The organism is Bradyrhizobium sp. (assembly GCF_004799445.1).
Classification (GTDB): Bacteria; Pseudomonadota; Alphaproteobacteria; order Rhizobiales; family Xanthobacteraceae; genus Bradyrhizobium.
Genome location: NZ_SSNA01000073.1, coordinates 1 through 12,529 on the forward strand (window position 1 = coordinate 1; position 12,529 = coordinate 12,529).

Sequence of the window (12,529 nt, forward strand, 5' to 3'; positions counted from 1 at the left end):
GTCGTGCAGATCCGTCAGGACTTCAACAAGAACCTGATCAACGTGCTGCAGACCGGTTCGTCCAACCTGACCCTGGCCGACACCAACCAGGAAGCGGCCAACAGCCAGGCGCTGTCGACCCGCCAGTCGATCGCGGTCTCCGCGCTCGCGCTCGCCAACCAGTCGCAGCAGAGCGTGCTTCAGCTCCTGCGCTGATTTTTCGAAAGACTATCAAGCAAGGCGGCGGGGGAAACCCCGCCGCTTTTTCGTTTGGGGAACCGCGATCAAGCGTGGCCCCGTGCCGACCTTGCAGGCGAGCCTCGAGTAACGAAGCGTTAACCAAACAACTTAAACCGGCGTTAACCATAATTTAAAGGAAGCTCGGTAGAACCTCCGGAGGTAAAAACCACGGAAGGCTTGTCACATGTCCGGTATTGTTCTTTCGGCAGCGGTTCGCCAGAACCTGCTCTCGCTGCAAAATACGGCGGAGCTTCTCTCCAGCACCCAGAATCGTCTGGCCAGCGGCAAAAAGGTCAACACCGCGCTCGACAATCCGACCAATTTCTTCACCGCGCAGGGCCTCGATAACCGCGCCAGCGACATCAACAATCTGCTCGACGGCATCGGCAACGGCGTGCAGGTCTTGCAGGCTGCCAACACCGGCCTGACCTCGCTGCAGCAGCTGGTCGATACCGCCAAGTCGATCGCCAACCAGGTGCTGCAGACGACCACGGGCTATACGCAGAAGTCGACGGCTACTACTGCGGCAGCCCTGCCTGTCGGCTCGACCTCGGCCAATCTGGTTGACGGCGCCGCTATCAAGAGCGGCGAGACTCTCACCATCGCCGCTACCGGTGGCGGCACGGCGACCAGCTTCACCTTCGGCGCCACCACATCCCTCGCTCAGCTGAACACCGCTTTGGCGGCCAACAACCTCACCGCCAGCCTCGACAGCTCCAACGATCTCGTCCTCACCACCACCAACGACGTGGCTTCGTCCACGATCGGTGCGATTACCCTTGGGGCTGCCGGTACCGCGACGTTCGCAGCTCCTGTCGCGCCGACCCCCGATCCGAACTCACAGGCGACGCGTGCCAGCCTGGTAACCCAGTACAACAATATCATCACGCAGATCACGACGACGTCGCAGGACGCTTCGTTCAACGGCATCAACCTGCTGAATGGCGACGATCTGAAGCTGACCTTCAACGAAACCGGCAAGTCCACACTTACCGTCTCCGGCGTCACTTATGATGCGGCCGGCCTCGGCCTTTCTACGCTGACCCCGGGTACCGATTTCCGGGACAACAGCTCGGCCAACGCGGTGATTGCCAAGGTGACCGCCGCTTCAGACCAGTTGCGGTCGGAAGCCTCGGCGCTCGGTTCCAACCTGTCGATCGTGCAGATCCGCCAGAACTTCGCCAAGAACCTGATCAACGTGTTGCAGACCGGCTCGGCCAACCTGACGCTGGCGGACACCAACGAGGAAGCGGCCAACAGCCAGGCCCTGTCGACACGCCAGTCGATCGCGGTGTCCGCGCTGGCCCTGTCCAACCAGTCCCAGCAGAGCGTGCTGCAACTGCTGCGCTAAGCCCACCAGCAAGAGAAGAAATAAGGCGGCGGGGGAAACCTCGCCGTTTTTTTGGGCTCCGCAGCGCTGTGTCGGCCAATAATGAGCGAGGTTTGCCATTATCCGGACAAATAGGGAAACCCCCGCTAACCCTATTTTAAAGGCCACCACGTACAAAAGTTGGGCAGCTCCACGCCTGCGTACCCCGCGTAAGAGTTCCTTCGAGGTTATAGATGTCTCATGCCGCTAATGCCTATGCTCGCACTTCGCAAACGACGGCAACTCCCAGGGAAATCGAGGCGCAGGCGCTGCTGAAGGCGGCAAAACAGTTGCGGGACGTCCAGACGAACTGGGCCGGTCCTGACAAAAACATGCACAAAGCGTTGCTCTTCAACCGCCGGCTGTGGTCGATCTTCATGAGCGCTGCCGAGTCCAACGACAATCCGCAGTCGATCGAGGTTCGTCGGAACATCGCCAATATCGGCGTGTTCGTCATGAAGCAGACGGTCGAGATGCAGATGGATCCGCATCCGTCAAAGCTGAAATCGCTGATCGAAATCAATTGCAATATCGCGGCCGGCCTGGCGGGTCAGGCCTGAAGCTTGCGCCATTGGCGCGCTGCTCGGGGCTGTGACCTCAGGCCTTGCGATCGGTGGCGAGAAGGCGCGTGGGCGCGTCCTTGGTCAGGTCGAGGGTGTGAAAATAGGCGCGGCGCCGCAGCACCGCTTCGTCCGGGAATTGCTGCACCACCTGATCGGTCCTGCCGTCGACGACCTGAAAGACGACCGACGCCGCGGCGCTGTCGAAGAACGCCTGACGCGACACGAAATCGCTTGAGCCCTGCGAATCGTTGCGGACGCCTGTGCTGGCGTCGGGGACCGTGACGCTTTGGCTTGGCGGCAGTTGCGTCGCGACGGCGTTATTGGCCGCAATGCTCACCGGCGGCACAATAAGCGTGGCAACCGACGCCCCCACCGGCTTGATGCTGAAATCCGTACTCATGGCAGCCTCCTGGCTTCCCTCGAGACAAATCCCAACCCCTCTCCGTCGGCAATTATGAATTACACATCTCAACGCTCTATTAGGGAACGCGCTGAACATTCCGCTGAGATGGGCGCGAAAATTTGGTTAAAAATGTTCATATCGCAGCAAGCGCCACGGAAGCCGGTAGCCGCATGATCCGGAAAAGTGGGCAGCGATGTTCCCTCGCGACAAACGCGAACGCGTTTGCGCGGAGATCACGCTCAAGCAGGAGATGAGAACACGATCCGATTCAATCTGATCGGATCATGATCTAGCACCGCACCGCCGAGGTTGCACTGCCGTGACAAATTTCGTCAGCGCCCGGCGCATTTCGTCAACGACGGAATGCCATTCACGTGTCTGGCTCTGTCTGAAAAGGCGAGCCGTTGGATACCAGGGCGAGTCTTCACGATCGAGTAGCCAGCGCCAATCAGGAACGTACGGCAGAAAAATCCAGACCGGACGAGCAAGGGCCCCGGCGAGGTGGGCGACGCTGGTGTCGACCGAGATCACAAGGTCGAGATGTTCGATCAATGCCGCTGTGTCAACAAAGCTTTGAAGTTCGGGTCCAAGGTGAAGAATATCGCTTCTTTCCCGAAGAACGACTTCATCGCTGGAACGAATGTCTTTCTGAAGACTGACGAACTGCGCTTCAACGTCGAGCAGCGGAAGCAGGGATCTTAGCGGCACAGACCGGTTGCGATCGTTATTGTGGACTGGATTTCCTGACCAAACGAGCCCTATCCGCGGCAGGTGTGAATCAAGCCGCGCTCCCCAGTCGGTGGCATGTGCGCCGACTGAAATATAAGGCACCGCTGAGGGAATCGTGTCGAGTGTCGTGTCAAAGGCGAGCGGCAGACTGGTCAAGGGGCAATGGAAGTCGAAGTCAGGGGGCGTCTCTCCCTTGGAGATACAGTGCGAGACGCCGGTTAGTCCGGAAAGAAGTTCTTTCAGCGGCCCGTCGATTTCCAAAACAACGCGGGCGCCACGCGCCGCCATAAGCGGAACGTATCGGCAAAACTGAAGTGCGTCACCGAGACCCTGCTCATTGTGAAGCAGCAGAACCTTGCCATCAATTGGCTCAGCGCCAATCCACAGCGGCTGCTTAAAGTGCCAATGTTTGACCTGAAACGATCTCATCTTCCATCGCCACTCATATTCGACCCAGCCGGTCTTGAGGTCGCCGGCGCGAAGGCGATTAACGGCGCTGTTCCAGTGTGAATCGGCATGGTGGGGCTGCAACGCCAGGGCGTCTTCGTAGCTCGACAATGCTTCGCGATATCGGCCCATTTCATCCAGGCAATTTCCGCGATTGCTGTGGGCCTCAACGTAGTCAGGTTTGAGCGCGATCGCACGATCATAGTTCGCGAGCGCTTCATCGAGGCGCCCGAGATCCTTCAATGCGTTACCCTTGTTGTTGAATATTTCCACCATCTCGGGGGTGATTGAAAGCGCGCGATCAAGGATCGTCAGGGCCTCTTCATATCGCCTCAGCAAAATGAGGGCGATGCCGCAGTTGTTGAGGGTGGCGACAGAATTGGGGTCGAGCGCGATCGCCTTGCGAAAATCCGTCAAGGCCTCGTCGGCTCGCCACATATCAAGCAGCGTTCGGCCGCGGTCATTCAGGGCATCGAAGTGATCGGGGTAAATCGCTAGCGCCTTGCCGAAGCTAATACAGGCCTCTTCGAGTCTCATCAGGTGTCGGAAGCAGACCCCGCTTTTGTAAAATGCATCTGCCTGGCTTAGATTTTTTGTCTCGATTTGAGGAGGGTTGATTTTCAACGCGTGATCATAGGCAAGAAGCGCTTCCTCGAAACGTTCCTGCCTCTGCAGGACATAGCCAAGTTTGATCCATGTAGCGGCGGAGTCTGGCTTTAGTGAAAGCGCCAGATCGAAACTCTTGAGCGCTTCCTCAAATCTGTCCTGGCGTCGCAGCACCGTTCCAAGATTTGAAAAGTAATCTGCGTTATTCGGGTTTTTCCTGATAGCCTGAGCGAAATACTCTATCGCTTGATCGCATCGGTTCGTCTCGGCGGAGATCAGTCCGAGCAAATGCAACGATTCCGCATGATCGGGATCGTCCGCCAGGATTTCACGACAGCATTGTTCGGCTTCGGAAAACTGCCCCGACTGCAGGTGTCGCAGCCCGAATTCGAGGAGGATCGCAGGCGATCGGTCTGACGACTTGCCGGCCTCTGCGGCGGTGCGGCGCTGTTGACGCTTCATCGTGGTTTGCTTGCTCCAGAATCGCCGCCGGACGTCCGGCCAGGCCGCGGATCTATGAGTTCACGGGCCGTCAGAGCGAGCGGCTGAGCGCGAGCGGCGTCATGTGCCGCGGCCCCGGCGTCACGCGCTGCCCGGCCGATGAGTAGGTGTTGGGAATATTGCGGCGCTGAATTTCGGTGTTGACGCCGCGCACGATGCTTTCGGATACTGCGTGCGCTGTTGCGAGCACGGTGAGGTTGATTTGCAGCATGGCGCGAAACACGTCATGATGACGATGCAGCGTGGTCAGAAGCTCCGGCGCCGCTTGGGCCAGGTATTTCTGGCTGGCTTTGAGATGCGCGACCGCGTGAACATAGTGGCGAGACAACTCCGCCTTCTTCGGCTCGAAAGCCATCGCCTCGCGAATTTTGCCGGCGCGAACCAGCTCGGTTTCCCGCTCGATGACGCCGAGCAGGGCGCTCATGACATCCATCAGGGTCTCGGCAAGCTTGCGCGCCTCGGCGGGCGTCGATGCGATCAGCTTCGGCGCGGCCGCCGGCTGTCGTTGCGGATGCTGGCTCATGCCTGTTTTCCCTGGGTGGTCTGGCCGCCGCGGCTGGCCTGCTGCAGAATCAGCGTGCGATACACGTCGTTCGAGATTCCGACGCCGCCGGCTTTCGCGAACGACTTCGAATATTGTTCGGTCAGCATCGAGCGCCACACGCCGGTGCCGGTTGTACTGCCGAACGGGCCTTCACCCTTGAGGCCGCTGGTCATCTGCGAGAACATCGAATTGAGAAACATCGCCTCGAAATCCTGTGCCGATGCCTTGGCCTTGGCCTGTGCCTGCGGCGAGACCTTGGTCAGGGCCGCGGCGAGGTCGTAGTCCGGCCGGCCGTTGATGGAGGGGATCGGCGCCTTGGCAAGCGCGCCGCTGTGGATATTGCTGGCCAGACCTGATTGCATCACATCACCTCGATATCGGCTTCGATCGCGCCCGCAGCCTTGATCGCCTGCAGAATGCCGATCAGGTCGCGCGGGCCGATGCCGAGCCCGTTGAGCCCGTCGACAAGCTGCTGCAGCGATACGCCGTCCTTGACCAGCGCGAATTTCTTGCCGTCTTCGGAAACCGAAACCCTGGAGCGTGGTGTCACCACGGTTCGTCCGCGGGACAGCGGATTGGGCTGACTTACCTGCGGGCTCTCGGAGATCGAAACGGTGAGGTTGCCTTGCGCGACGGCGACGGTGGCGACGCGGACGTCGCGGCCCATCACGATGATGCCGGAACGCTCGTCGATGATGATCTTGGCGGCGAGGTCCGGCTCGACCTGCAATTGCTCGATCTCGGTCAGGAAGGCGACGACGTTGCCCTTGAATTCCGGTGGAATGGTAAGCTGCACGGTCGAGGGATCGATCGGTTCTGCGGTCTTGGTGCCGAGAAAGTCGTTGATCGCGGCGGCGACGCGCTTTGCGGTGGTGAAGTCGGCATTGCGCAAAGCCAGCCGCACATTCGGAAGGCGGTTGAGCGCGAACTCGATCTCGCGTTCGATGATGGCGCCATTGGCGATGCGGCCGACGGTCGGCACGCCGCGGGTGATGCTGGCGGCGGCGCCTTCGGCCTGGAACCCGCCGATCGCGACCGAGCCCTGCGCCACCGCGTAGACGTTGCCGTCGGCGCCGAGCAGCGGGGTCACGAGCAGGGTGCCGCCTTGCAGATTCTTCGAATCGCCCAGCGCCGAAACCGTGACGTCCATGCGGGTGCCCTGGGTGCCGAACGGGGGCAGGTTGCCGGTGACCATCACGGCGGCGACATTGCCGGTGCGGATGGTGGCGCCGCGGATGTTGACGCCCATACGCTCGAGCATCGCCTGCAGCGATTGCTTGGTGAAGGGAATGTTGTTGAGGGTGTCGCCGGTGCCGTTGAGGCCGACCACGAGACCGTAGCCGATCAGCTGGTTCTGGCGCACGCCTTCGATATTGGCGAGATCCTTGATCCGCGACGTTGCGCCCGCAGGAACAGCGGATAGCGCCAGCGCCACCAGCGCGGCACAGGCCAGCTGAAACACGTTTCCCGGATGGACGCTTGGCATCCTCTGCTCCCCGCTGAGGTCTTGGCTGGATCCGCGCATCACTCCCATGACCGCGATCCGCCATTAACTATGCGAGCGCCGTGCCATGTCCTTTCTGGAAATTAACTGATTGATATTGCTTATTAAATTGTTTTTGCAGGCGCTCCTGAGGGCCTCGCCGGCGCGGCGAAACTGCCTCCCGGCGGCAGATTTTGCCGGGTCCTTTACGTTGCATTAACCATCAAGGGCGATGCTGCGGATGACACTCGCGGGAACTGACGATGCGCATCTACGGACCGAACGGCACCACTCTCGGGTCTCAGCCGAGCAACGTCCGGCGTACCAGCTCGAGCGGCTTTGCGCTGCCCGACGCGGCATCGACCCCGGACGCGCGCGCGGCCGTGGCTCCCAAGGCCGCGGCGGGCATCGATGCGCTGCTGGCCATGCAGGGCGTTGAGGATCCGGTCGAGCGGCGCAAGCGTTCAGTGCAACGCGGCAAAGGCGCGCTCGATGTGCTGGATGAGCTCAAGATCGGCCTGTTATCGGGCAATTTCGACGTTTCCACGGTCAGCCGGCTGCGCGCCGCTGCCGCCAGCCTGAAATCCTCTTCAGGCGACCCGGGCCTCGATGCGGTCTTGTCCGAGATCGAGTTGAGGGTCGAAGTCGAACTGGCCAAGGCTGGCCAGTTCTGAGGCTCGGACCAATTCTCCGGCCACCGAACGGCGCGGGACCGGCCGGGTTTGACCCGCCGCCGACGGCAGCTGGCCGTTGCGTTCGCGGACGAAATCGAGCGTCCGGCCGATATCCACAGGCGTTTTACGGGTCGGCGATTCGCCGGGCAGGCCCGTCGCCGGGGCGCCGGGGTTGCCTCCGCAAGACCTTGGGGGCTTTCGTCTTTCCGGAGGGCGATATTGTCTGTCACAACATGCCGCTATATAAGGCGCGCGCGGGCTGACCCTTTTCTGCCCGCCTTGCACGCATAGATGGGCTGGCCTTGGAAAAGTTGAAGAATTATCGACCCTCCGAAAAAGAGCCTTTTATGAACGATCGCCAGCGCGACTATTTTCGCGCCAAGCTGCTGGCGTGGAAGGACGAGATTTTGCGGGAATCGCGAATCACGTTGCAGACGCTTCAGGAGGAGAACGTCAATCATCCCGACCTGGCCGACCGCGCATCGTCGGAGACCGACCGCGCGATCGAGCTGCGCGCCCGCGACCGGCAGCGCAAGCTGATCTCCAAGATCGATGCCGCGCTGCAGCGCATCGAAGATAACACCTATGGCTATTGCGAGGAGACCGGCGAGCCGATCTCGCTGAAGCGGCTGGAGGCTCGCCCGATCGCAACCCTTTCGGTGGAGGCGCAGGAGCGCCACGAGAAGCGCGAGAAGGTCTATCGCGACGAGTAGGGCAAATTAGCTCGTGATCCGAATCGGATCACGATCCAGTCTGATATTTTGGATTAAGCATGACCTCCACGCAAACGCTTTGCGTTTGTCGCGAGGGAAAAACCGTTTCCCAGTTTTCCAGATCATGCTTTAGCCGCCGCGCGGCGTCGACTGGAGCGCAGCCGCAAGACCTTTGGGATCATCGGTGCCGATGCGGCGGATATCGCCGGATTTCAGCTGAAGCTCAACGGCGTCGAGGCCGGACACATTGTAAAGTCGGAATCCCGGCCGCATCCGGATGCCAAATCCGCTCCGCCAATGGTTACGCACGACCGCGACCTTTCGGATTTCGTCGCGCGCAAGCCGATAGGTCCAGAACCCCGGACCGAAATACCAGCGCAGCTCGGTGTCGTCGACTTCGACGGTCAGCGAGTGGAAGACCGCGGCAATGGGGAGGAGGGTGATCAGCATGAGGATCACCGGCATCGGTCCCGTGCGCCAGATATTTGCAGCGCCGAGCGCGCCGATCGCCACGCAGACCGCGAGGATAAAGTATCCGGGCTGCGTGTGACGGTAGGATATAGCCCATTCCTCCGGCCGTCTTCGCTGCATGTGATAATGCAGCGAAGCGAGCGATCTCCTTGGAGACGCTATCAGACTTCCTTCACGCCTCAGTCAGCCAGCGGGTCGGGACGCATCTGCACCTTGAAGACTTTTGGCAGAGAGTCCTTGCCGCCTTCGCTATGGAAGTAGGCGCGCGTGCCTGATGTCGTCCACAGCGCACGGCCCTTCCAGCCGCCATTCGGATCGTCGATCCGGCCATCGGCGTTCTTGGAGAAGAAGCCGAGCGGGTAGGGGATCCGAATATCGACGAACTTGCCGTCGACCAAAGCGAGGAGAGACTCGCTGCCATTGGCCATGGCGATCGGCACGTCCTTTCCGAGTCCAAGCGTGTTGTAGACGTCGACCCAGATATAATAGCCGTGGTTGGCGCTGCCCTTGTCGTCGATCCCCTTGAACTGGGGTCCGGGCATCCGGTACAGAGTCCAGCCTTCGAAGCACTGCTTGCCGGTCGCCGCATTCGGCCCCGAGAGCGGTTCCTTGCACTTGGAGCGATCAAAGCTCGCCAAATGTCCGCTCGAGAGCACCGTCCAGGCCACGCCGTTCGAATCAACGTCCACGCCGCGCGAACCAAACGTACCCTCAGGCGACTGGAAAATTTCGGAGACGGCGGTCTTCGTCGGGTCGCTTCCCGGGATCATCCGGATCAGCAGGGCCGGTTGCGCAATGCGCGAGAAACCCGGTCCCATCGCCTGACCCCAGATCACGTCGCCCTTCGGGCTCGGCATGACGCCGTAGAACGCGGCCTTCACCCATTTGTCCTTGGCGGGATCGGTCGGTTGATCGGCGTTGACGAAGGCCTCGCGCTTGCCGGTGCCGCTGACGTTCACCACCGTCGGCGTCCAGCCCTGCGACTTCATCGCGTCGCTGGTCGCTTCGAATTGCTTGACGTTGAGCCACCCGACCACGCCGCTGTAGGGCTGCCCCTGGCTGAACCAAAGCGTGCCCTTATTGTCGAAGACCAGATGATGCGTGTTGAAGCAGGTATCGATCAGCGTCCACTTTTCCGTCTTGGGATCGTAGAAGGAAGTTTGCCGGGCCGATTCCTTCAGCGGCGCCACCTGGGCTGACGGCAGATCCGATCCTTCCTTGCAGCTAGCGGGGTTCGGCGCCCGGCGAAGCCTCGCCGTGAACCAGACCCGGCCTTTCTCGTCCATCATCGGATTGTGGATGCTGGTGTGGCCATCCCAGATCGGCTTATCTCCCCAGAACACCGACGGAGCCATCGGGTCATCCGCGGCGCTCGGTGTCTGCGGGTCGATAAAGGGATGCTTGATGAGCTTTGTGGTATTGTGAACGGGATCAAGCACCGGCACGAAATCCGAGCTTTCTTCCGGCGACCCATAGATCAGTCCGTTGGCATTCACCGTCGGGTTGCGCTTGTCGGTCGAAACCTCATCATGCAGATAGATGCCGGGCTTGCCCCATTCCCATGACGTGATCACGACGTTGCGCTCGACGCCCTTCGGGCGCTCCGGCTTGTCGAAGGGAATTTCGCCCTTTGCGACCCGATCGGTCCAGTCCGCGAACATCTTGTAGGCGCGGTTCGGCCCAAGGCGGCCCAGGGTCAGCGCCATGTTGTTCATGGCCTGGCCGGATTGGACGCGGCGTTCCCACATGTCTTCTGAGTTCTTGAACTCGCCGAGTTCGGCCACGTGGGGCGAGCGAATATTCTGGCTGCCGAGCGCGTGACACGACTGGCAGGAGTTCTTGATGCTGTCGATCCAGGTGGCCTGTGAATCCATGCCGGCCGGAATGCCGTTCGGGTTCTTGTCCGAGCCGGGAAACTCGCTGGCGGCGGGAATCTTGAGCATCGAATACCAGTACATGCCCGGATAATATTCCGCGGCCGCCGCCGCACTCGGCGCGGGCTTTGCCGTGAGATCGATGGTCTTGCCGGGGACGACGTCCTGCTTGTCGGAATCGACCAATCCGTAGCCGCGCGACCAGATCTTGTATTTTGCCGCGGGCAGCTGCGGAATCACGAACTGGCCCTGATCATTGGTGACGACCATTTTGGCGTATTTGGTCGGAAGATCGGTGGTTTCAGCGATCACCCAGACGCCGGCCTCAGGCCCGTGGGCGCCGGTGACCTTGCCAGCGATAGCGTCGGCGGCCAGTGCCGCCTTCTGCTGGGCATGGATGGGACCAGAGAAACCCATCACGAAAGAGGCAATCACGAGCGCGCCGAAACCGGCGCGCCGATGGCGATGAAAGGTCATGCTTTTCGCTCCCGTCGACTGCGGAACTTTGGTGTTCCAGCGCTTTGCGACAATGTGAAATGACGTCTTGTAGTCTCAAATAGCATCCGATGAATGCGGCTTGCTGTCAACGTGGCTTCCAGCGCCTGGGGGGTGCTATCGCCCCCTCGATGTGGCTGCTCCCACCACTATTTTTTTGGCTCCAGCAGACAATCAACCTCGACCGGTGCGTCTGCTGCGCTTGACATCCGGCGTCGAGAAACGTCGATCGTTTGGTAGCCTTCCTTCGCGCAGGAAACAGTGATGCTGTCGGGCAAGACGTCCTTGCCGAAATTCGGATGCAGCTTGAAGCGGCCTTCGATATTGGTTTGCACCATGATCCGCCGCGCCCCCAGCTCGGCTTTCACCTGCACGTGTTCAATTGACCGCAGACTTCCCACCTCCTTGGCCTCGCCGAAGAACGACAGGCCGGGTTCTTCGTCACGTTCTGACAATGCTTCTCCCGCGTTGGATTTCCCGGATGCAAGGACGATCGCCGCGAAGGCGACGAGGATGACGAACGGGATAGCGGAATTCCATCGCAACATATCAATTCCATTATCGCGAGAACTCGCGACCCTACTGATGTCGGCGGTTCAACGCACAAAGAAGCCGCGGAAAAGGTAGACGAAGATGAGCATGACCACGAGCGGAACCAACCAGCCGAGCCAGAGCTGCGCTGGCCAGCGGCGCACCACTGGCCAGCTTAACAAACTTGCGGCGGTCGCACCAAATGTCGAAGTGACGAGCCAGCCATACCAATACATCGGTGGGCCGTTTCTGGCCGGCTCGCCGAGCCAGCCCCACTCTCCAGTTTTCGGATGGTAGGTGAACAGCGCCCAGTTGTATTGAACGGCAAGCACATAAATCACGGCGAATGCCGCAGCAAAGATCGGGAAGACCTTGTCCGTGTTCATAGCCCGAACAAGCCCCGGATGTTGTTGAGCACGTGACCCACGAGAAAGCCGTACCAAACAATGAAAGCAAGCATCAACGTCACGGCGATTCGCGCGAACGTTGCGCCGGCCTCCGGCGGCCGACGCCACAATAGCCAATAAAACGGCAGCATCCCGAGACCGACGGCAATGAACTGCTCCTTGAGCTCAAAGGAGCCGACCGCCGAATTCAGGCGCGCATTTTCGAGATAGGTCCGCACCGAGACCCGGTAAAGAGGGTAGATGATGCTGCCGAGAGTTGCGGTGGCAATGAACAGCGCGATGTTGGCGTTGGTGTAGAGCGAACCGGAGACGGCGCGGAACGAGCGGATGACCCCTGTCCCGCTTCGTGACGGCCAAGCGACAGACGCCGCCTGATGCGTGATGCCGCCGAGCAGCACGACGGCGAGAAGGCCGTGCAAGATAACCAGAAACGTCGCCATATTCGCCCCTTCATGCCCCGGCGGCGATAGAGACCATGAACCCGCCGCAACATGCAAGGG

General features: G+C 60.5%; 15 protein-coding genes. 5 read left to right on the forward strand and 10 right to left on the reverse strand.

Annotation, left to right across the window (positions count from 1 at the left end):
* The 3 genes from E8A46_RS10030 to flaF form a co-directional block, all read left to right on the forward strand.
* On the forward strand, positions 1 to 195 hold a 195-nt coding region (locus tag E8A46_RS10030), incomplete at its 5' end, for a flagellin (protein WP_291560022.1).
* Positions 196 to 403: 208 nt separating this feature from the next.
* Positions 404 to 1,570: a flagellin gene (locus E8A46_RS10035; RefSeq protein ID WP_291560025.1), complete on the forward strand. Its 1,167-nt coding sequence runs from the start codon at positions 404 to 406 to the stop codon at positions 1,568 to 1,570.
* A gap of 212 nt (positions 1,571 to 1,782) precedes the next feature.
* Positions 1,783 to 2,148 (forward strand): flagellar biosynthesis regulator FlaF, encoded by a 366-nt coding sequence (flaF, locus tag E8A46_RS10040; protein WP_291560028.1) that lies wholly within the window; start codon positions 1,783 to 1,785, stop codon positions 2,146 to 2,148.
* Positions 2,149 to 2,185: 37 nt separating this feature from the next.
* Here the strand turns inward: flaF and E8A46_RS10045 are convergent, their stop codons facing one another.
* The 5 genes from E8A46_RS10045 to E8A46_RS10065 form a co-directional block, all read right to left on the reverse strand.
* Positions 2,186 to 2,551 (reverse strand): hypothetical protein, encoded by a 366-nt coding sequence (locus E8A46_RS10045; protein WP_291560030.1) that lies wholly within the window; start codon positions 2,549 to 2,551, stop codon positions 2,186 to 2,188.
* A gap of 285 nt (positions 2,552 to 2,836) precedes the next feature.
* Positions 2,837 to 4,798, reverse strand: coding sequence for a tetratricopeptide repeat protein (locus E8A46_RS10050; RefSeq protein WP_291560031.1), 1,962 nt, complete (start codon positions 4,796 to 4,798; stop codon positions 2,837 to 2,839).
* 70 nt (positions 4,799 to 4,868) lie between these two features.
* Positions 4,869 to 5,360, reverse strand: a complete 492-nt coding sequence (locus E8A46_RS10055) for a hypothetical protein (RefSeq protein ID WP_291560033.1) — start codon at positions 5,358 to 5,360, stop codon at positions 4,869 to 4,871.
* Positions 5,357 to 5,743: a flagellar assembly peptidoglycan hydrolase FlgJ gene (gene flgJ, locus E8A46_RS10060; protein WP_291560036.1), complete on the reverse strand. Its 387-nt coding sequence runs from the start codon at positions 5,741 to 5,743 to the stop codon at positions 5,357 to 5,359. The genes E8A46_RS10055 and flgJ overlap by 4 nt, the downstream gene beginning before the upstream one ends.
* On the reverse strand, positions 5,743 to 6,867 hold the full coding sequence (locus E8A46_RS10065; RefSeq protein WP_291560038.1) for a flagellar basal body P-ring protein FlgI: 1,125 nt from the start codon (positions 6,865 to 6,867) through the stop codon (positions 5,743 to 5,745). The genes flgJ and E8A46_RS10065 overlap by 1 nt, the downstream gene beginning before the upstream one ends.
* A gap of 260 nt (positions 6,868 to 7,127) precedes the next feature.
* Between E8A46_RS10065 and E8A46_RS10070 the strand changes: the two genes are divergently transcribed.
* Together E8A46_RS10070 and dksA are read left to right on the forward strand one after the other, a co-directional pair.
* Complete coding sequence (locus tag E8A46_RS10070) at positions 7,128 to 7,538, forward strand: flagellar assembly protein FliX (protein ID WP_291560040.1); 411 nt, start codon at positions 7,128 to 7,130, stop codon at positions 7,536 to 7,538.
* Between the two features lie 347 nt (positions 7,539 to 7,885).
* On the forward strand, positions 7,886 to 8,251 hold the full coding sequence (dksA, locus tag E8A46_RS10075; protein WP_100382788.1) for an RNA polymerase-binding protein DksA: 366 nt from the start codon (positions 7,886 to 7,888) through the stop codon (positions 8,249 to 8,251).
* A gap of 129 nt (positions 8,252 to 8,380) precedes the next feature.
* Here the strand turns inward: dksA and E8A46_RS10080 are convergent, their stop codons facing one another.
* The 5 genes from E8A46_RS10080 to E8A46_RS10100 form a co-directional block, all read right to left on the reverse strand.
* A complete protein-coding gene (locus E8A46_RS10080; protein WP_291560048.1) occupies positions 8,381 to 8,842 on the reverse strand; it encodes a hypothetical protein in 462 nt (153 codons plus the stop codon).
* A gap of 59 nt (positions 8,843 to 8,901) precedes the next feature.
* Entirely contained in the window at positions 8,902 to 11,073 is a 2,172-nt protein-coding gene (locus tag E8A46_RS10085) for a carboxypeptidase-like regulatory domain-containing protein (RefSeq protein ID WP_291560049.1), read from the reverse strand.
* Between the two features lie 167 nt (positions 11,074 to 11,240).
* Positions 11,241 to 11,639, reverse strand: coding sequence for a hypothetical protein (locus E8A46_RS10090; RefSeq protein WP_291560051.1), 399 nt, complete (start codon positions 11,637 to 11,639; stop codon positions 11,241 to 11,243).
* 48 nt (positions 11,640 to 11,687) lie between these two features.
* Entirely contained in the window at positions 11,688 to 12,008 is a 321-nt protein-coding gene (locus E8A46_RS10095; protein WP_291560054.1) for a hypothetical protein, read from the reverse strand.
* The gene (locus tag E8A46_RS10100; protein WP_291560056.1) at positions 12,005 to 12,469 is read right to left on the reverse strand and encodes a hypothetical protein; all 465 of its coding nucleotides are present in this window, start codon (positions 12,467 to 12,469) and stop codon (positions 12,005 to 12,007) included. Before E8A46_RS10100 ends, E8A46_RS10095 begins: the two co-directional genes overlap by 4 nt.
* Positions 12,470 to 12,529: the final 60 nt, after the last annotated feature.

Bases quoted from the DNA above. Each gene is read 5' to 3' on its own strand.
- E8A46_RS10035 (WP_291560025.1), top strand. From the start codon at position 404: ATGTCCGGTATTGTTCTTTCGGCAGCGGTTCGCCAGAACCTGCTCTCG.
- flaF (WP_291560028.1), top strand. From the start codon at position 1,783: ATGTCTCATGCCGCTAATGCCTATGCTCGCACTTCGCAAACGACGGCA.
- E8A46_RS10045 (WP_291560030.1), bottom strand. From the start codon at position 2,551: ATGAGTACGGATTTCAGCATCAAGCCGGTGGGGGCGTCGGTTGCCACG.
- E8A46_RS10050 (WP_291560031.1), bottom strand. From the start codon at position 4,798: ATGAAGCGTCAACAGCGCCGCACCGCCGCAGAGGCCGGCAAGTCGTCA.
- E8A46_RS10055 (WP_291560033.1), bottom strand. From the start codon at position 5,360: ATGAGCCAGCATCCGCAACGACAGCCGGCGGCCGCGCCGAAGCTGATC.
- flgJ (WP_291560036.1), bottom strand. From the start codon at position 5,743: ATGCAATCAGGTCTGGCCAGCAATATCCACAGCGGCGCGCTTGCCAAG.
- E8A46_RS10065 (WP_291560038.1), bottom strand. From the start codon at position 6,867: ATGCCAAGCGTCCATCCGGGAAACGTGTTTCAGCTGGCCTGTGCCGCG.
- E8A46_RS10070 (WP_291560040.1), top strand. From the start codon at position 7,128: ATGCGCATCTACGGACCGAACGGCACCACTCTCGGGTCTCAGCCGAGC.
- dksA (WP_100382788.1), top strand. From the start codon at position 7,886: ATGAACGATCGCCAGCGCGACTATTTTCGCGCCAAGCTGCTGGCGTGG.
- E8A46_RS10080 (WP_291560048.1), bottom strand. From the start codon at position 8,842: ATGCAGCGAAGACGGCCGGAGGAATGGGCTATATCCTACCGTCACACG.
- E8A46_RS10085 (WP_291560049.1), bottom strand. From the start codon at position 11,073: ATGACCTTTCATCGCCATCGGCGCGCCGGTTTCGGCGCGCTCGTGATT.
- E8A46_RS10090 (WP_291560051.1), bottom strand. From the start codon at position 11,639: ATGTTGCGATGGAATTCCGCTATCCCGTTCGTCATCCTCGTCGCCTTC.
- E8A46_RS10095 (WP_291560054.1), bottom strand. From the start codon at position 12,008: ATGAACACGGACAAGGTCTTCCCGATCTTTGCTGCGGCATTCGCCGTG.
- E8A46_RS10100 (WP_291560056.1), bottom strand. From the start codon at position 12,469: ATGGCGACGTTTCTGGTTATCTTGCACGGCCTTCTCGCCGTCGTGCTG.